The organism is Planococcus citreus (assembly GCF_003664125.1).
In the GTDB taxonomy this organism is placed as follows: domain Bacteria; phylum Bacillota; class Bacilli; order Bacillales_A; family Planococcaceae; genus Planococcus; species Planococcus citreus.
The window spans coordinates 19,484-37,228 of record NZ_RCCP01000003.1 but is presented as its reverse complement, the minus strand read 5'-3'; the positions used below and the strand labels follow the sequence as shown (position 1 = coordinate 37,228).

12 protein-coding genes and 2 riboswitches are annotated in these 17,745 nt (G+C 52.5%); all 12 genes read right to left on the bottom strand.

The window, feature by feature from the left end:
- Positions 1–418 precede the first annotated feature (418 nt).
- The 12 genes from DFR62_RS10435 to DFR62_RS10380 all read right to left on the bottom strand — a co-directional run bounded on the left by DFR62_RS10435 (position 419) and on the right by DFR62_RS10380 (position 17,535).
- Positions 419–2,446: a TRAP transporter permease gene (locus DFR62_RS10435; protein ID WP_208640410.1), complete on the bottom strand. Its 2,028-nt coding sequence runs from the start codon at positions 2,444–2,446 to the stop codon at positions 419–421.
- Positions 2,443–2,868, bottom strand: a complete 426-nt coding sequence (locus DFR62_RS10430; protein ID WP_241663155.1) for a DUF1850 domain-containing protein — start codon at positions 2,866–2,868, stop codon at positions 2,443–2,445. Before DFR62_RS10430 ends, DFR62_RS10435 begins: the two co-directional genes overlap by 4 nt.
- 31 nt (positions 2,869–2,899) lie before the next feature.
- Entirely contained in the window at positions 2,900–3,880 is a 981-nt protein-coding gene (locus tag DFR62_RS10425; protein ID WP_121300321.1) for a TAXI family TRAP transporter solute-binding subunit, read from the bottom strand.
- A 174-nt stretch (positions 3,881–4,054) separates the two neighbouring features.
- Entirely contained in the window at positions 4,055–5,056 is a 1,002-nt protein-coding gene (locus tag DFR62_RS10420) for an LLM class flavin-dependent oxidoreductase (RefSeq protein WP_121300320.1), read from the bottom strand.
- 89 nt (positions 5,057–5,145) lie between these two features.
- Positions 5,146–8,583, bottom strand: a complete 3,438-nt coding sequence (gene metH / locus DFR62_RS10415) for a methionine synthase (RefSeq protein ID WP_121300319.1) — start codon at positions 8,581–8,583, stop codon at positions 5,146–5,148.
- Entirely contained in the window at positions 8,576–10,423 is a 1,848-nt protein-coding gene (locus tag DFR62_RS10410) for a bifunctional homocysteine S-methyltransferase/methylenetetrahydrofolate reductase (protein ID WP_121300617.1), read from the bottom strand. Before DFR62_RS10410 ends, metH begins: the two co-directional genes overlap by 8 nt.
- 104 nt (positions 10,424–10,527) lie before the next feature.
- Positions 10,528–10,630: riboswitch (SAM riboswitch) on the bottom strand.
- 103 nt (positions 10,631–10,733) lie between these two features.
- On the bottom strand, positions 10,734–11,567 hold the full coding sequence (locus tag DFR62_RS10405; protein ID WP_121300318.1) for a DUF6920 family protein: 834 nt from the start codon (positions 11,565–11,567) through the stop codon (positions 10,734–10,736).
- Between the two features lie 264 nt (positions 11,568–11,831).
- Positions 11,832–12,893, bottom strand: coding sequence for a copper resistance D family protein (locus DFR62_RS10400; protein ID WP_121300317.1), 1,062 nt, complete (start codon positions 12,891–12,893; stop codon positions 11,832–11,834).
- Positions 12,890–13,465: a copper resistance CopC family protein gene (locus DFR62_RS10395; RefSeq protein WP_121300316.1), complete on the bottom strand. Its 576-nt coding sequence runs from the start codon at positions 13,463–13,465 to the stop codon at positions 12,890–12,892. Before DFR62_RS10395 ends, DFR62_RS10400 begins: the two co-directional genes overlap by 4 nt.
- Before the next feature lie 432 nt (positions 13,466–13,897).
- Positions 13,898–15,412 carry a sodium:solute symporter family protein gene (locus DFR62_RS10390; protein ID WP_121300315.1) on the bottom strand — a complete coding sequence of 505 codons (1,515 nt, stop codon included), beginning with the start codon at positions 15,410–15,412 and terminating at the stop codon, positions 13,898–13,900.
- A 116-nt stretch (positions 15,413–15,528) separates the two neighbouring features.
- The gene (locus DFR62_RS10385; protein WP_121300314.1) at positions 15,529–16,920 is read right to left on the bottom strand and encodes an LLM class flavin-dependent oxidoreductase; all 1,392 of its coding nucleotides are present in this window, start codon (positions 16,918–16,920) and stop codon (positions 15,529–15,531) included.
- Between the two features lie 113 nt (positions 16,921–17,033).
- A riboswitch (SAM riboswitch) is annotated at positions 17,034–17,142 on the bottom strand.
- Positions 17,143–17,313: 171 nt separating this feature from the next.
- A complete protein-coding gene (locus DFR62_RS10380) occupies positions 17,314–17,535 on the bottom strand; it encodes a hypothetical protein (protein WP_101189535.1) in 222 nt (73 codons plus the stop codon).
- Between the last annotated feature and the right edge of the window lie 210 nt (positions 17,536–17,745).

Genomic DNA, 17,745 nt, shown 5'->3' with positions numbered 1-17,745 from the left:
CTCCTTCATAGCAAAAGTGACATAAGCTACAAAACACGACACATTTTTCCATGTTCTATTAAGCAAACAGAAGAAATTTACTTCCTCTCTAAAACTAGAGACGGAGTGGAAGGAGGCTGACGCCTGTGGGACCGCGCGGGCTGGCGAGACAAACGTGCCACGCTCCTTGGCACGTTGGCTCAACACCCGCCCCATCTCCGGGTAGCTGAAAGCGCGACGTCCTGTCGCATCAGCTGCATGACTCACATCCTGCGAGCCTCAAGCAGCCCCCTGCAACGCAGTCGAATAGCGCAAGCTATTCTACTTACTTATTTACTTACTTAGTCTTTATACTTTTTCAAAAACAAGTTCAAACTCACTACCGCCAACCTGCACAGAAAAACCGCCAGAAATTTTCCTGGCGGTTTCATTTCATTCTTCAGGCCGTTTTCGGCGACTGATTTTTCTTTCGTGCATTCATGTAATTCAAGGCGAAGATCCCGAGGACGATGATTAGGCCGATCGTATCCGTCAAGGTTTCGGGGAAGATCGTCATCAATGCCCCGATGCCGAGCAGGATTCGCGTCACGACATTCATGCGTGTCTGGAAATAGCCTTCTGCCGCAGCACTCAGTGCGATGATGCCGATAATCGCCGTGATGGTGATCATGATGATTTCGAGTATCGGTGGCAAGGCGAATTCTGTCGCGTTGACGGCTACATCTGTCGTATCGATCATCAGCATCGCTGGATTGTAGACAAACAGATACGGAATGATGAACCCGGCGATTGCAAGCTTCAAGGCATTGAAGCCGGTTCGCATCGGATCCCCGCCGGACACCCCGGCACCCGCAAAGGCGGCCAGTGCTACAGGAGGCGTAATGTTCGCGAAAATCCCGAAGTAGAACACGAACAAATGCGCAACGAGAACCGGGATGCCGAATTCAGCAAGCGCCGGTGCTGTCATGGTCGCTGTGATGATGTACGCCGGGATGGACGGCAAGCCCATGCCAAGCACGATCGATGCAAGCATTGTCAGGAACAAAGTCCAGAACAGGGAGCCTGCGCCGAACGCCGTGATGGCAGACGTCATGACCGTCCCGAAGCTTGTCAGGCTGACGACGCCGATGATGATCCCGACGACCGCACAGGCGATCATGACGGAAAGCGATTGGCGCGCGCCGTTTTCGAGCGCTTCAAGGATATCGCGTACGCCCATGCGCGTCGATTTGCGGAATGCCGCAACGACGACTGTCAGGACGATTGTGTAGAAAGCGGCATAAGCGATCGGCATGCCGGTGTAGAGCATGAACACAAGCCCTACGATCGGCAATAGCAAATGCCCTTTTTCTTTCAATACTTCTTTCGTGCGCGGCAAGTCAGCTTTCGGAATGCCGCGTAAGCTGTCTTTGCCGGCGCGGAAATGGACTTGCATGATGACCCCGAGGAAATACAGGACCGCTGGCAAGAGTGCAGCAAGCGCAATCGTGCCGTAGGCGATGCCTGTCGTCTCGGCCATGATGAAGGCACTGGCCCCCATGATCGGCGGCAAAATTTGCCCGCCGACCGAAGCACTCGCTTCGACGGCGCCTGCGAAGTTTTTATTGTAGCCGATTTTTTTCATTAAGGGGATGGTGAATGCACCGGTTCCAACGACGTTGGCGATTGCGGAACCGTTGATGCTTCCCATGAATCCGGACGAGATGACCGCTACTTTCGCCGGCCCACCTTGCTTGGATCCGGCTAGCGCCATTGCCAAGTCGTTGAACAATTGGCCCATCCCCGATTTCGCGAGGAACGCGCCAAACAGGATGAACAGGAAGATGAATTGCAAGGACGCGGAAATCGCTGTCGAATACAAACCTTCCGTTTTCAAATACAGCTGCCCGAAAATATCGCCGAGGTCAAACGGACGCGTCATGAGCATATCCGGCATCCACAAGAAATGGCTGATGAACGGATAGACCAGGAACACGAGCGCGAGAATTGGCAGGATGATGCCGGTTACGCGGCGCGCCGCTTCGAGAACCAAGACAACGGTTGCGATGGCCATGATGATATCGAGCGTATTCGGAATCCCGCCGCGCGTCGTCATGATCGCATCATATTCATAGATTAAATACCCAGCGGTCGCCAAGCTGAATAAGAACAAAATCCAGTCATAGAATGGGATGCGCGTCTTGTCCTGCTTTTTGAATGCAGGATAGACCAGGAACACAAGCCCCATCCCGACTGCTACGTGAATCGAGCGCGCTTGAAGTGCAGGCAGTGGATTGAATGTCACCCATAGGTGATAAAGGGAATATGCGATGGCGATCGCCGCAATGGCAAAGACGATATTGCGGCTGCGCAATTTGCGGACTTTGGCGTCCACATCGTATTTCTCCAGCACTTCCTGGTTAAGGTTTTTGTCTTCTTCGTGCGCCGAGACGCTCTCAACATCTAAATCCCGGTTGTCTTTGGTCATAATGTCTTCCCTCCTACATAATTCCATAAATGAATATAGTCGACCGAAATCTGGAACGTTTCATAATCATCGGCTAAGGCGTGCAGCGGGATTTCCCGGCCGCCTGTACGTATGACGGTCTGGGCATTTTCCGAAACAGTCAAATTCAGTTCTTCGAATTCCCGGTCGATCTGCATATGGACGAATCCGTCATCTGACGGCAAAATCGTGCCATCTGACGGCACCCCTGCCCCGAATGTCTTGAAATGGGTTTCCGTCAACAGCAGCGTCTGTCCGTTGCGTTCGTAGTATTCGCGCCATTCCTCTTTTTCGACCGAATGGATCCACGATAATTCGAACGCCTCTTCCTTCAAATAAAACCGCTCGCCACCCGTTTCAAAGGCAATGACCGGCAGTTTTATCAGCAGGAAAAAAAGGAGCACCGCAATGAATGCTCCTCCCCCCAAAAGCTTTTTATTGTTCACTATAGTAGCGTTCAGCGCCTGGGTGCAATGGCGCCACTAGGCCTTCTTGCGCTTTTTCAAGCGTGATGTCGGTTGCTGCCTGATGGGAATTCCCGAGTGTTTCCAGGTTGTCGAAGAAAGTCTGCGTCAATTTGTAGACATCGTCTTCGCTCATCTCTGAATCGACGATCAAAGCATTCATGATTGCTGCAGTCGGAACCGCTTCTTCGTTTCCGTACGTGTCTGCAGGGATTTCAAGTGCAACGAAATAGCTCTTGTCCTGCGCAATTTCCTCTACATCGGCAGGGTCAATCGACACCATGCGGATATCAAGTGTTTCAGAAAGCTCCAAAAGCGATGCGTTCGGCAAGCCGCTCGTCAAGAACGCTGCGTCCAATTGGCCGGCACGCAAGCCATCTGCCGCTTCTGCATAGCCGAGGTAATCAACTTCGATATCGTCATATGTAATGCCGTGTCCTTCAAGAAGCGTGCGGGCATTGACCTCAACGCCGGAGTTCTGGTCACCGACGGCGATGCGTTTGCCGACAAGGTCATCGAAAGTTTCAATGCCGGAATCCTCTGTCGTGACGATCTGCACATAGTTCGGGTAAAGCGCAGCGATTTGGCTGATTTTGTCTGTCGGCTCGGTGAAGCTTTCCTCTCCTTCAACTGCCTGGCTGACAACATCGCTCATCGTGAACGCCATTTCGATTTTGTCTTCCTTCATTAAGTTAACGTTTTCAACTGATGCGCCCGTTGTCTGTGTACGGGAGTTGACGCCGTACTCATTGCTGTAAACATCTGCGAGCGTAGAACCGATGATATTGTAAGGGCCGGATGCACCGCCCGTTGCGATTGTCACGATGTTCGATTCGAGGCCTTCTCCGCCGCCCTCGCCGCCGGATCCTGCTTCTTCACCGCCGCCGCAAGCTGCAAGCGTCATGGCGCCAGCGACTACAGTCGTGAAAGCGCTTAATTTATATTTGTTCATATGTTCTCCTCCTAATAGGTTTTTCACTATTATAAAGGACAATTTCCTTAAATAAAAGGCAATATTGCATATTCTCAGTTTTTATAAAGTTTTCCGAATACTTATCCACCTAATGTATTCCATTATCAGGAAAATACTAAGAAATCCTTACTTATATTGGATTTCTTAATACATTCACTGCATATTAAAGGCTTCAGCCAATAGGCGAACGGTGTCCATGCGCGCTTGGTGGCCGGCGATATTTGGGATAATGGTGATCTCGTCGGCCCCAAATTGTTCGGCGACGGTTTCGATTTGCTGTTTAACTTGTTCAGCCGTCCCGACAAGCATGCGGCCCCTGTTGCGCTTGACTCGTTCTTGTTCCGCTGCACTGAGGCGCCGTTTTTCAGCGGTCTCGACCGATGGGTAATACGGCGGCTGGAAATCGGATTCGACGAACAACAACCATAAATCGAATGCTTTGGCGAGCTGTTCGGCTCGCTCTTCCGTCTCGCCCACAATGGCGAAAACGGCGATAGCAACATGCGGCTGTTCACGCAATCCGGACGGGATGAAAGTTTCCCGGTAGCGTGCAATCGCATCGATTCCCGCTTTTTCAGGACGCGCGAAATGCGCATAGGCATAAGCCATGCCGCGTTCAGCCGCGAGTTTCGCCGAGCCTTCGCCAGTCCCGAGCAGCCAAAGTTCTGGCGCTGTCTCTGTGATCGGCGTCGCTTCCAGTTTCTGGAACCGATGTTCACGATCGGTTTCATCAGTGAAGTATTTCTCTAGGTCAATGAGTTGCTGGGCATAAGGGACACGCTTGCCTTTTGATTCATTGAGCGCTTGGTTGACGAGCCGGAAACTCGGCGACCGCCCGATGCCGAGGTCGATCCGGTTCGGGTGCAGCGCTTCAAGCAACCGGAAATTCTCCGCCACTTTATAGGCGCTGTAATGCGGCAGCATAACGCCGCCAGAACCGATACGCAGGCGTTCGGTCAGTGTCGCGAGGTGCATCATGAGCATTTCCGGCGAACTGCCGGCAACTGAAAACACTTGATGATGTTCAGCGACCCAATAGCGCTTGTAGCCTGAGCGGTCCGCCAGTTTCGCCAATTCCGCCGTCGAGCGCAGCGCGGAAGCTGCCGTTTCGCCTTCATCGATCGGCGAGTAATCCAAAATATTCAAGACGGTCATACGTCCGCACCTCCTTTAACTCTCTATTCTTCATCATACCACTTGAACACAAAGAAAAACGAAGCAAGGGTTTCCCTGCTCCGCTTCCTTTATTCTACATTGAAATAACGCGCATCCGGGTGGGCGAAGACAATCGCCGATACCGATGCTTCCGGGTCCATCATGAATTCTTCCGTCAAGTGGACCCCGATGTCTTCTGGTTTGATGAGGCCGAACAGTTTCGCCTGGTCCTCCAGATTCGGGCAGGCAGGGTAGCCGAACGAGAAGCGCTGCCCTTGGTATTTCGCCGCGAACCGGTCACGCATCGAGAAATCCGTCGCGTCTGGGAAGCCCCATTGGTCGCGGATTTCCTGATGAATGCGTTCTGCGAATCCTTCCGTAAGTTCCAAAGCGGTCGCTTGCAGTGCATGGCTCTCGAGGAAACGCCCTGCCTCTTTCAAGCGTGTCGCTTCCGCACGTACCCCGTGCCCTGCCGTCACTTGCATGAACGCGACGTAATCCATCTCGCCGCTTGCGGTTGATTTCAAATAATCAGCCAGACAGAGGAATGGCGCTTTAGCTTGGCGCGGGAACGTGAAGCGTTCGATTTCCGTCTTGGCGTCTTTCGGGTCGTAGATGATGACATCGTCTCCGTCCGATTGCGCCGGGAAGAATTGATACATCCCTGCCGGCTTCAACATTCCCGACTGGAGAAACTTCGTCGCAAGTTCGTGCAGTTCCACCGCCCGCGCATCGCCTTGCTGCAACAGTTTGTCGCTATAGCCGCGCAGCCCCAAGTGATGGCCGATCAATGTGCGCATATTGACGTACGGGTATAGATGCGCGACTGAATACTCTTTCGATACATGCCTGCGCAAATCGTTCGGCACGTAAACAGGCGCATCTTCGCGCACGGTCTTGACCGGTTTTTCCAAAATGGCGACAGCGCCTTTTTCGGCGCGCGCTGCATCTTGTGCTTGGCGCTTTTCCTGTTGGGCGCCGAGTTCTTCAAGCAAGACTGCTTTTCCCGCGCCGCTTTGCAGTCGGTTCGCGAGGTCCAGCCCTTGCATCGCGTCTTTGGCGTAAATGACCGGTCCGTTGTATTCGGCGGCGATTTTCGTTTCGGTGAAGCGTCGGGACAAGGCCGCACCGCCGACTAAAATCGGCACATCGATATCCGCTTCACGGAAATCCTGTGCCGTCAGCACCATCTGCTTGGCGGATTTCACGAGCAGCCCCGACAAGCCGACGATATCGGGCTGTTCTTTACGGATCACTTCGATGAGTGCCGCCGGTGTCACTTTGATGCCGATGTCGATTACTTTAAAGCCGTTGTTCGACAAGATGATGTCGACCAAGTTTTTGCCGATATCGTGGACGTCGCCTTTGACGGTCGCGAGAATGACCTTGCCTTTGCCGCTATCGTCCGCTTTCTTTTCCATAAAGCCTTCGAGATACGACACGGCCGCTTTCATGACGCCGGCTGATTGCAGCACTTCTGCGACAATCAGCTGGTTGTCGTTGAACAAGCGCCCGACTTCCGCCATGCCTTCCATGAGCGGGCCGTTGATGATCTCGAGCGGGTCTTCGTACATCTCGCGCGCTTTTTCAAGATCGGGGATGAGCCCTTCTTTCGTGCCTTCTAGAATATAGTAAGCGAGACGCTCCGGCACGGTATCCGGAATATCGTCTTCCGTTTTTTCTTTTTTCTTGTCGCGGTAGAAATCCGTGAAGTCCGCCAAGTTCTTATCGGTTGTCTCGAACAATAACTCTTCCGCCATCTTCACTTCTTCTTTCGGAATCGACGCAAAGCGCTCGAGCTTCTCGGTGTTGACGATCGCGTAATCAAGCCCGGCTTGCGTGCAATGGTAGAGATAAACGGCGTTCAATACTTCGCGGCCGACCGGCGGCAAGCCGAACGACACATTCGACACGCCAAGAATCGTCAAAGCGCGCGGCAGCTTTTCCTTGATGAGGCGGATGCCTTCGACCGTTTCCACCGCCGAGCCGATGTATTGCTCGTCGCCTGTTCCGACTGGGAACACGAGAGGATCGAAAAGGATGTCTTCCGGTGCGAGCCCCCATTTTTCCGTCAGCAATTCGTACGAACGTTCCGCAATTTCAAGTTTCCGTTCACGCGTGACCGCCATGCCGATTTCGTCGATGGTGCCGACGACGACCGAAGCGCCGTATTTTTTCACGAGCGGCATGACTGCATCGAAACGTTCTTCCCCATCTTCCAAATTGATCGAGTTGATGATCGCTTTGCCTTGCGAGAATTTCAGCGACGCTTCGATGACGTCTTCGTCCGTAGAATCGATGACGAGCGGCACTTTCACTTTTTTGACGACTTCCTGCATGAATGCCGCCATGTCTTCAAGTTCATCGCGGTCCGGGTTCGCCAGGCAAATATCAATGACGTGCGCCCCGTTCTTCACTTGGGCGCGTGCGATTTCCGCCGCTTCCTCGAACTTCCCTTCGATAATGAGCCGCTTGAATTTGCGCGAGCCGATGACGTTTGTGCGTTCGCCGACAAACAGCGGGCGCATCGACTCGTCGTATTCGAGCACTTCGATGCCCGACACCGCATGGCCATGGCTTGTTTCATTGCGCTCGCGCGGAGCCAGCCCATCGACCGCTTCACGCACCGCCGCGATATGTGCTGGCGTCGTGCCGCAACAGCCGCCGACGACATTGAGCCAGCCTTTTTCAGCAAAGCCACGCAGTTTTTTCGACAGGGATTCCGGCGTCTCGTGGTAATGCCCTTCCTCGTCCGGCAGCCCGGCGTTCGGATAGCAGCTGACATAGCCTGTCGACAGTTCAGACAGCGAACGCAAATGATCGGTCATGAATTCCGGCCCTGTCGCGCAGTTCAAACCGACAGAAAGCGGCTTGATATGTTCGATCGACACATAAAATGCTTCAATTGTCTGCCCGGCGAGCGTTGTGCCCATCGGTTCAATTGTTCCTGAAATCATCACCGGCAATTCCACACCGGTTTCTTCAAAGGCATCGCGTATCGCAATCGTCGCCGCTTTGACATTGAGCATATCCTGGCTTGTTTCCAGCAACAATAGATCCACGCCGCCTTCGATCAAGGCTTTTGCCTGCACCTGGAAATCGGTTTTTAATTCATCGAAAGTGATGCCGCCTGTCACCGACAAGGTTTTCGTCGTTGGGCCGAGTGCGCCCGCAACAAAGCGCGGCCATTCCGCCGTCGAATACTTCGCTTGGCTCTTTTTGGCGATTTCCACCGCTTTTTTATTGATTTCCGCTGCACGATGGCCGAGCCCGTATTCATCGAGGACGACCGGCGTGCCACCGAATGTGTTCGTGCAGATGATGTCAGCGCCCGCTTCCAAATAAGCGTCATGCACTCCTTCAAGCACATCGGGGCGCACAATATTCAAGTATTCATTGCAGCCGTCGTATTCTTCGCCGCCGAAATCCTCGGCAGACAGGTTCGCATTTTGGATCATCGTCCCCATTGCGCCGTCGATGATGAGGATGCGTTTTTCGAGTTGCTGTTCAATTAGATGTTTAGGCATAGGCACGATCGCTCGCTTTCTTTAAATCTAGTTGTCGGATGTGGCGGATCAATTCCACCGTCATGTCGTAGCGCACAAATGGCGTGATCAAATAAATGCCGTTGAATAATTCCGCTGCGGTATCGATCAGTTCTTTCGCGATCTGGATGCCTTCCGCGGTCGCTTTGTCCTTGTCTTCGCCGCAAGCCCGCATGCGGTCGAGCGCTTCTTCGGACAATTTGATGCCCGGCACTTCATTGTGCAGGAAGTCGGCGCTGCGGATGCTTGTCAGCGGCATGACCCCGAGGAAAATCGGCGTGTCCAGATGTTTGGTCGCCTCGTGAATTTCGATGATTTTCTCTTTTGTATAGACCGGCTGCGAAATGAAATAATCCGCCCCGGCTTCGATTTTCTTCTCGAGCCTTTGAACAGCTCGCTCCACGACGCGGACATTCGGGTTGAACGCGGCGGCGACAGAGAAATTCGCTTTTTTCCGCAACGGTTTCCCAGAAAATGAAATGCCTTCGTTGAGCTTTTTGATGAGCTGGATCAATTCCATGCTTGATACATCATAGACGCTTGTGGCGCCCGGGAAATCGCCGACTTTTGTCGGATCGCCCGTAACGGCAAGTATGTCGTGTATGCCGAGTGCGTCTAGCCCCATAATATGTGATTGCAGGCCGATCAAATTACGGTCGCGGCACGTGATGTGCGCGAGAGGTCTGACGTCCTGCTTATGCTTGAGGATCGAGCCCATCGCCATATTGCTGATGCGCGGCGAAGCGAGTGAATTGTCAGCCATCGTGATGGCATCAATGCCTTCTGCGTCCAATGCTTTTGAACCTTCGAGGAATTTCTCGATATCCAAATGGCGCGGCGTATCGAGTTCGACGATGATGGTCCGTTCGGTTTTCGCTTTTTCGTGCAGCGGCTTATCTTTCAAGGCTTCTGCTTCACGGATAACGATCGGTTTTTTCTCTTCGACTTTCTTTTCGGTGATCGGCTGCAAATGGCCGATGCGTTTTTTCACCGCTTCGATATGTTTCGGCGTCGTGCCGCAACAGCCGCCGATGAGGCGCACGCCTTCTTCGCGCAAAAGTAATGCCGCACGGCCGAAATAATCGGCTTCTGATTCATAGACGATGCGCCCGTCTTCGATATCCAAAAGCGAAGCGTTCGGGTAAGCCGACAAAAAGGCTTTTTCCGGCAGTTCGACGCCTTCGAACGCCTGAATCGTATGGTGCGGGCCGAGACGGCAATTGACGCCGACGATTTCCGCACCGAGCGCATCGAGCCGTTTCAATCCTTCGTTCAAGCTCATGCCGTTTTGGAGGATACCGGGCTCATGCATGGATAATTGCGCAATGAGCGGCGCATCGGTCAGTTTCTTCAAGTGGCTGACGGTTGCCGCGAGTTCCTCGAAATCGTAATAAGTCTCGAGCAATAAGCCGTCAGGGTCGCCTGACAATAGATGCTGGGCTTGCTGGTCAACCATGGCGACGATTTCATCAAGCGTCGCATCGCTTTTGCGGATGCCACGGATGCCGCCGATCGTGCCGACGACAAACTGCCCACCGTCTTTTGCGGCTTTATTGGCAATGGCAATCGCCGCTTTATTGATCGCCTCTGTCTGTTCTTCGAGCCCGTAGCGCGCCAGTTTATGGGCATTCGCTCCGTATGTGTTCGTTTGGATGATGTCCGCCCCGGCTGCGATATAGTCGCGGTGGATCTTCTCGATCACTTCCGGGCGCTGGATGTTCAATTCCTCGTTGCAGTATTCGATGCCGTAGGAGTACAACAGCGTTCCCATGGCGCCGTCCGCCGTCAGCATCCGTTTTTTCAGTTCATCTAATAACATGATTCGTCCTCCTCTGTCTGATTTTGCCGTGCAGCTGCGGACGCATCGATATGAAACAAAAAAAGCCTTCCATGAAAAAGAAGGCTTTACGATATCGGACTCGTTCCTTTTCATCTGCCAGGCGTGTGCCTGCTGGAATTAGCACCTGACCGCAAGCGGCTGGTTGCTGAAGCGTCATCGGGCCAGTCCCTCGACTTCTCTAGATAAGAATTCACTATGCAGTTTTCAGTATTCCCACATGATACCCCCTGCGGTGATTTGGGTCAAGGTGATTTATCAAAAAACAAAGAACTTTCTGTTACATTTCTGATCTCTACCAGGCATCCGGGACGCGCGGGTTGAATTTGGCGGCTTCGACGGTGAATTTATACCAAGTGAAGGCTTGGCCGTTGATGATCCACGTGATGTCGATGCGCCGCGGGATTTCGATGCCGTCGACTGTTTGCCATTCATGCACTTCTGCGATGCACGGCAAGCGCTTGGCATCTTCCCCGACCTCTTTATAGCGCATCGCGCGCGCCCGCTTCATGCGCCCTGTTTCATCAAACTCGAAAGTCACATTGGCGGTCGACCCGTTATAGGTCATTTCCGCTTCCACGGAACGTTCGTTGCTGTTCAAAAAACGCACGTATGGGCTGAATACCAGCCCAGGCAGCCAGGCCATCTCCATTAAAAAGCGCTGCAAAGCCGATTCATCGAGCTTGCCGTCGGGCATCGCCCGGTTGATCGGCACGAGCCCCGCGAAGCGGATGCGCATGCCTGCGCGGCCGTCCCGAAAACTGTCGGACCCTGTGACGAACAAGCCATCCACTTTCATGCGCGCTTTCCAATAAAACGACGGCGGTTCAACAAAACTGTATTGCTCGGCGGTCGATTCGGTCCATTCTTCCTGGTCAGGCTTGGTTTTCATCCAGCCCACTTGCTTTACATAGACGCCCATCACTTGTTCGCGGCCGATTGCGCCGCTTGCTTCCAGCCATTTGGCAATCGGTTTCGGGAGATTACCCGTTCTTGCCTGTTCCACTTCCCCGGCGTGACGGACTTCCGGCCACGTCGGCTTGACGAGCCGCGTCATGTCTTTGTATTTTCGGTAAGCTCCGAATACCCCAAGTGATGTCAATGCTAAAACCGGCCATCTGCGTTTCATGCCACATACCCCTCTCCGATTTTGCTGCGCTGTTACCCGAAAACTATTTCCTTTGTAGTTTCTTTCGACACAGCAGCTGTTTTCCCTGCCTAGTGAAACAATAGAAAACGCCTCCGGAAGTTGGCCTTCCGGAGGCGTTCGGTATTCGTCAGCTCGCTTTTTCAAGAGCCGGTTCAAGATATTTTTTCTCCGCCGGCCCCAAATTTTCGAGTACAGCATCGTCAACTGGTGTCTGAGACTCACCATTCCAGGGATGGCTTTTCATTAAAATAGAAAACTGAACATTAATCCAATATAAGTCGCTGCGACAAACCCTAGACCGAAGATGAACGACAACCATTCAGGCAGCTGTTTGCGATAGCCAAGCCATTGCAAGCCCAGGAAGATCAGGCCGATCGCCATCATCAAGAAACCGTCGATATTCGGCGTCCATACCGCATGGACCGGAAGATACTGCGGTCCTGCGACCCATTCGACAAATGGCGCGCCGCCTTCCATCCGGAACGTTTCGTTGATATTATGCGGCGGGGCAAGCTTGCTCATGAAAGCGGTGATCAATAACACCAATAGCAGAAGCCAGCTCTCCACTTTGAGCCAAGAGCGGTTCGGCTCATCGCTTCGGGACAAGACGGCATTGATGAACGCTGCAAGCAAGAGCGGCACGATACTCAAATGCTTCAGCAGCAAGAGCTGTCCGTACGGCAAAATCCACGAGCTCGCGTAATCTTCCGGCGCCACGAAAAACAGCATGAGCCAGATGCCGCTGCCGATCAAAATGATCATCAGGACAACAGAAAACGGCGTAAACCATTTAAGAAACGCGCGCCAATTGCGCCCGTCGCGCAAAAACCAGGCGATGTGGATCAATACGCCTGCCCATAATACGAGCGCCAGAAAATGAAGCGCATGCCCGGCAAATCCTTGCCAGTCCGCAATGGACGCAGCGTGGCTCGCATAAGCCACATTGAGCACGCTGAGCACGAGCCAAAACGCGCGGAATACCCACGATCCGTCGCGCCACACCACGATCAACCATGCCACCGCCATCAAGGTACCGAATACATAGCTTTGACCAGCGCGAAATTCCGTCGTGACATCAACGATTGCTTGCATCATTCCGAAGCTTTCCGACAGCAGCAAAACCAGCTGGATGACAGGTGGTGCAAGTAACAGCGGAATAAGCGCAAGCGCAATCAAGAGCAGCTTTTTCGGAACCTCAATAAGCGGCTTTTTCTCCGATTTGACGCAGCGCAAGACGACATCCCCTGCAAGGAACGCCAGCACTACATAAAGAAAAAAATCCGACAGTGCGATCAACCAGCTCATCGTTTTCTACGCATCAGGACAACTGCTGCGATCAATAGGATAATGGCGATGCCCGCGATGATCAAGGTCATGCTGGAACCATTATTTTCTCTCGGAGCTTCCGGGTCGCCCGCTGCCGCTTGCTCCATACCAGTGGCTTCCGTTTGCTCTGTTTCCACAGCTACGTTCTCATCAGCTTCCGGTTCAGCTGATTCTTCAGCCGGCTCCTCTTGTGCCGCTTCTTCATCGCCTGCCTGCAGCTCAAAAGCAAGTGACCCTTGGATCGGATGACCATCTTCGCTCAGCACATCGTATTCCACGACATAAGCACCGTCCTCAAGCACCTCAGCCGGCGTACCGATCAATTGGTCATCCATAACGGCCACTTCACTGAAATCCACAGCGGTCCCGTCCATTGTCATCGTCATGGAACTGCCTTCTTCAATACCGGCACTGAAATCAAGTGCAACGGCTACAACCGGTTCGGTTACGAGCTCCCCTTCAGCCGGCGTCGAGGCTTCGAGCACAGAATGCGCTTGTGCTGAAATCGGAAACACCAGCAATGCGCTCAATAAAATCATCGTTTTCTTCATCGGAATAATTCCTTCTTTCTCGTTAGGTCAAATCATTTTTTCATCAACTCTTTTCAGCCTATTTCATTTGAACAGAAGAAACAAGAGCGGCGCACTTGGATTTATGAAATTTTCCTGAAGATTGGCGGGATAAGAAAAAGCCCCGAATGATTTCGGGGCTTTCCTAGGATGTTCAAGAAGTCTATTAATCCATTGTGAATTGGAGAGCAATCGTCACTTCTACATTTAATATTCAATGTTCTAGATAAGTATTTGGAGAAGTGTTCGCTCGACTCCAGTGGATCAGCGAGACGACCGAGACCCCGCAAGCAGCGAAGCGGATGAGGAGGCTTGGGCGCGAGCCCACGGAAAGCGAGCGATAAGCTTCGGAAAATACGATTTCTTAAACTTGTCGACAGCTGAAAAAGCCCCGAATGATCTCGGGGCTTTTCTTTACAATCCGCGAACCGCTTCCTGCGAAGTCTTTTCGCGCTTTCTCAAGGTTTCAGCAAGCAGGCTCACCGTAATCATCGACGTGAAGCCGAGGATCGAACTGAAGAACATCGCCTGGAAAACGTGTTCGATGATGCCGGTTCCGGTCAAAGTCATATAGCAGCCGGCACCGCTGACGACGGAAGCGATGGCACCGGATTTATTGGCATGCTTCCAGAAATATCCAAGGCTGATCGGCGCTGCGATGCCGCTGATGATCGCCGAGGTCCCAAAATTCGTCAGCAAGGCTAAGGATTCCGGCCGGTTGATCGACATATAAAGCGACACAAGGCCGATAAAGACCAGCGACACTTTCGAGGCTTTCAGTACTTTGGCGTCGAGTTCCTGCTCCGTCAGATTCTTGTTTTTATAGAGAACCGGCACTGCCAGCACTTTGAACAAATCGTTGCCGATGCTGTTGGTGATGCCAAGGTACAAACTGTCGGTCGTTGACAGGATCGCGGAGATCAATCCCATGACGAGCAGCGCGACGATGACAACCGGGAAAGCTTCCATGATGTATGCCGGAATAGCACTGTCAGCTGACGAAAGGCCCGGCAAGATGATGCGCGCCGCAAGTCCGGCGAATACCGAGAAGATCGACAGCGTGAATAAAGAGACACCGGCGGATAAAGTGAAGGTTCGCAAGTCTTCCTCTTTTTCGACCGTCAGCACTTTATTCATCAAATGCGGCAGCAATACGAATGAAAACAGCAGCCACTGGATGCTCAAGATGGCAAAGCCGCTATAGAACGGCCCGCCAGTCGACAACGGCGAAACAAGTGCCGGGTCGATTGCGCGAAGTTCCGCTTGCAGCGTGCCGAACACATTCCATCCGCCGCCGATTGTCCATAATAGCGAGATGAATAATAACAGCGACACGACCGCCATCGTCGCCCCTTGGATGCCATCGCTGACGATCTGCGCGAACGCGCCGCCAAGGCTCACGTAGACGACGGTGATGATGACGCCGATCGCGATGCCCCATAAATATGGAATGCCGATGACCGTCTCGAACATCGTCGCGAGTCCCACATTCTGCCCGACAATATAGTAGATATTGAACAACACCAATAAAGCGACGAGTACGCGCAAGGCTTTACTGTGGTAACGGTTGCCGAGCCACTGGGGAATCGTCAAGCTGCCGCCATTTTTCTGCCCGTAGCGCCAGAAGGTTTTCGTGAACAGCAACAGGCCGAGCCATGTGACCCCGAAGCAGCCGATCGTATACCACAAAGTCGACAAGCCGTATGTATACGCCCAGCCCGGCACGCCGAGAAACAAATTGGCGCTAGCGTAAGAGGCGCCGAAGCTCATGCCGACAACAGCCGGGTTGACTTTGCCTTTCGCGATGGCAAAGCCTTTCATCGATTCACTATGGGCTTTGCCTTTTTTGCCGAGCCACGTCGTCAGGGCGAAATAGCCGACGAGCATTAATGCAATCAGCGGCAATAACCAAGATGTTTCATTACCCATTGCGTTCGCCTCCTTTCGTTTTCGGTTTTGGGTAAAGTTTATTCCATAAGGTCAGCCCGACGATCCAAAAGACGGCGACGGCGATCCAATAAGCTGTCAGCATGCGCATTCCTCCTTTAATTTCTAGCCGGTTCATGCAAGTGCTTGAACGTTCTGCCCGGATGATTGTCTTTCAATTGCGCCTGGCCTTTGCCGTAGATTTTCTCGCGGTACGTGCCTTCCGTGTATTCTTTCTGCACGAGCCCACGCTCCTGCAAGACCGGAACGACCAATTCCACAAAGTCCTCGAAGCTGCCAGGCGCGAGCGTGTAAGCCAAATTAAAACCGTCAACGCCTGTTTCATCTCTCCAACGCTCGACTTCATCGGCTACTTGTTCCGGTGTGCCGACCGCGACAGGACCTCTGCCGCCAATGCCGACAAATGTGGCGAGTTCCCCGATGGTCCATTTTCTATCCGGGTCGGCACGCGTGAACACTTCGACCGCCGATTGCATGGCGTTGCTTTGGATGTATTCGAGCGTATCTTCGGGATCGTATCCGGAGAAATCGATGCCGGTCCAACCACTCAGCAAGGCGAGTGCGCCTTCGTAGCTGACATGGCTTTTCAAGGTTTCGTATTTCTCTTGCGCTTCTTGTTCGGTCTTCCCGACAATTGCGGTGAAGGTAGTATAGACGAGCACATCTTCCGGATTTCGGCCATTCGCTGCGATGCGTTCTCTGAGTGCGTCGACGCCTTTTTTCACGACGGGAATCGTCGGCCCTGCCGTAAATACCGATTCGGCGTGCTTCGAGGCGAATTCCCTGCCGCGCGGCGAAGCTCCTGCCTGGAACAATACCGGCGTGCGCTGCGGCGACGGTTCGGATAAATGAGCGCCTGGCACTTTAAAGTACGTGCCTTCGTGGCGGATATCGTGCACTTTTGACGGGTCGGTATAGACTTTTGACTGTTTGTCGCGCACGACCGCGCCATCTTCCCAGCTGCCTTCCCATAATTTATAGCAAACGTCCAAATACTCGGCCGCGAATTCATAGCGTTCGTCGTGGCTCATCTGGTCATCGAGCCCGATATTCACTGCGGCGCTTTTCAAATAGGAAGTGACGACGTTCCAGCCGATGCGCCCTTTTGTTAGATGGTCGAGTGTCGACATGCGCCGCGCGAAGGTGTACGGATGTTCGTGGCTGACAGATGCCGTGACCCCGAAACTCAAATGCTTTGTCACCGATGACATGAGCGGCACGACCAATAGCGGATCGTTGACCGGCGTCTGCACCGCATTGCGAAGCGCCGCATCGCGCGTCCCGCCATAGACGTCGTAGGTCCCGAGCACATCGGCTAAGAACACCGCGTCGAACTTCCCTTTTTCCAATAGCTTCGCAAGCTCGATCCAATATTCGCTGTCCTTGTATGTATGCGACCAGTCGTCCTCATGCAGCCACAATCCCGGCGACTGGTGTCCGCCTGCACACACCATCTCAAAAGCGTTCAAATAAATCCGTTTCTTCGTCATCGTCAAATTCCTCCTTTTGAAATCGTAATTTCCGCAGCCCCTAGTGAAAATAAAAATAGCCCTCTTTTCTCAATAAACGAGAAAAGAGGGCTATTTGAATAGTCGGGTCCGCTCTCTTATCTCCCAAGGAATCTCTCCTTGCTGGAAGTAGCACCTTCCTGATTGATATCAGGGGTTGCTGAAGCGTCATCGGGCCAGTCCCTCGGCTTCTCTGGATAAGATTATTAAATTAATCCCTATCTTAATACTAGGAAATAAAGAAGTCAACCGAATTTTCAAAAATAATTTATTTCTTTAGAAAGCGGATGGGCGAGTCTCCATAATCTCCGGGGATTCTTCTGTCTTTTGCACAGAAAAACGCCAATCCCCTGCAATGGGAATTGGCGTTTCCTGTTATTCTTCCTGCCCGCGTGGTGCTTTTGGCGGTTGGCACGTATCGCATTTGCGCTGGTTGTTCTTATTGAACTTCGTGAAAGTCTTCTCGAAGTTATTGCCGCATGCGCATTTGAACAAGAGCTTTTGGGAGAATCCGTGGTATTCCGTCGACAATAACTTGCTGTCGGAATTGTTGTTGACGAATGTCCGGATTTTATCGATCGTCCATCGTTTATTCATTCTGTTACACCTCAATTTAGGATTGGCTGGAGGCTTTTGGGCATCCATTGCCTTGGGACAACGCATAGTTGCCTTAAGTCATCTATTATAGCACGCCTCGAGCCATTCTGTAGCATTGTTCATACCTGACTGGCAAAACACCTTCTGCCAAATACGATCTGTAAAAAATTTGAATCTTTTTGTAGATTTGCTGCGTATAATTTAACTGAT

What these genes read in the sequence shown, in the direction of transcription:
- DFR62_RS10435 (WP_208640410.1), bottom strand. Translation starts at nt 2,446, where the DNA reads ATGACCAAAGACAACCGGGATTTAGATGTTGAGAGCGTCTCGGCGCAC.
- DFR62_RS10425 (WP_121300321.1), bottom strand. Translation starts at nt 3,880, where the DNA reads ATGAACAAATATAAATTAAGCGCTTTCACGACTGTAGTCGCTGGCGCC.
- DFR62_RS10420 (WP_121300320.1), bottom strand. Translation starts at nt 5,056, where the DNA reads ATGACCGTCTTGAATATTTTGGATTACTCGCCGATCGATGAAGGCGAA.
- metH (WP_121300319.1), bottom strand. Translation starts at nt 8,583, where the DNA reads ATGCCTAAACATCTAATTGAACAGCAACTCGAAAAACGCATCCTCATC.
- DFR62_RS10405 (WP_121300318.1), bottom strand. Translation starts at nt 11,567, where the DNA reads ATGAAACGCAGATGGCCGGTTTTAGCATTGACATCACTTGGGGTATTC.
- DFR62_RS10400 (WP_121300317.1), bottom strand. Translation starts at nt 12,893, where the DNA reads ATGAGCTGGTTGATCGCACTGTCGGATTTTTTTCTTTATGTAGTGCTG.
- DFR62_RS10395 (WP_121300316.1), bottom strand. Translation starts at nt 13,465, where the DNA reads ATGAAGAAAACGATGATTTTATTGAGCGCATTGCTGGTGTTTCCGATT.
- DFR62_RS10390 (WP_121300315.1), bottom strand. Translation starts at nt 15,412, where the DNA reads ATGGGTAATGAAACATCTTGGTTATTGCCGCTGATTGCATTAATGCTC.
- DFR62_RS10385 (WP_121300314.1), bottom strand. Translation starts at nt 16,920, where the DNA reads ATGACGAAGAAACGGATTTATTTGAACGCTTTTGAGATGGTGTGTGCA.
- DFR62_RS10380 (WP_101189535.1), bottom strand. Translation starts at nt 17,535, where the DNA reads ATGAATAAACGATGGACGATCGATAAAATCCGGACATTCGTCAACAAC.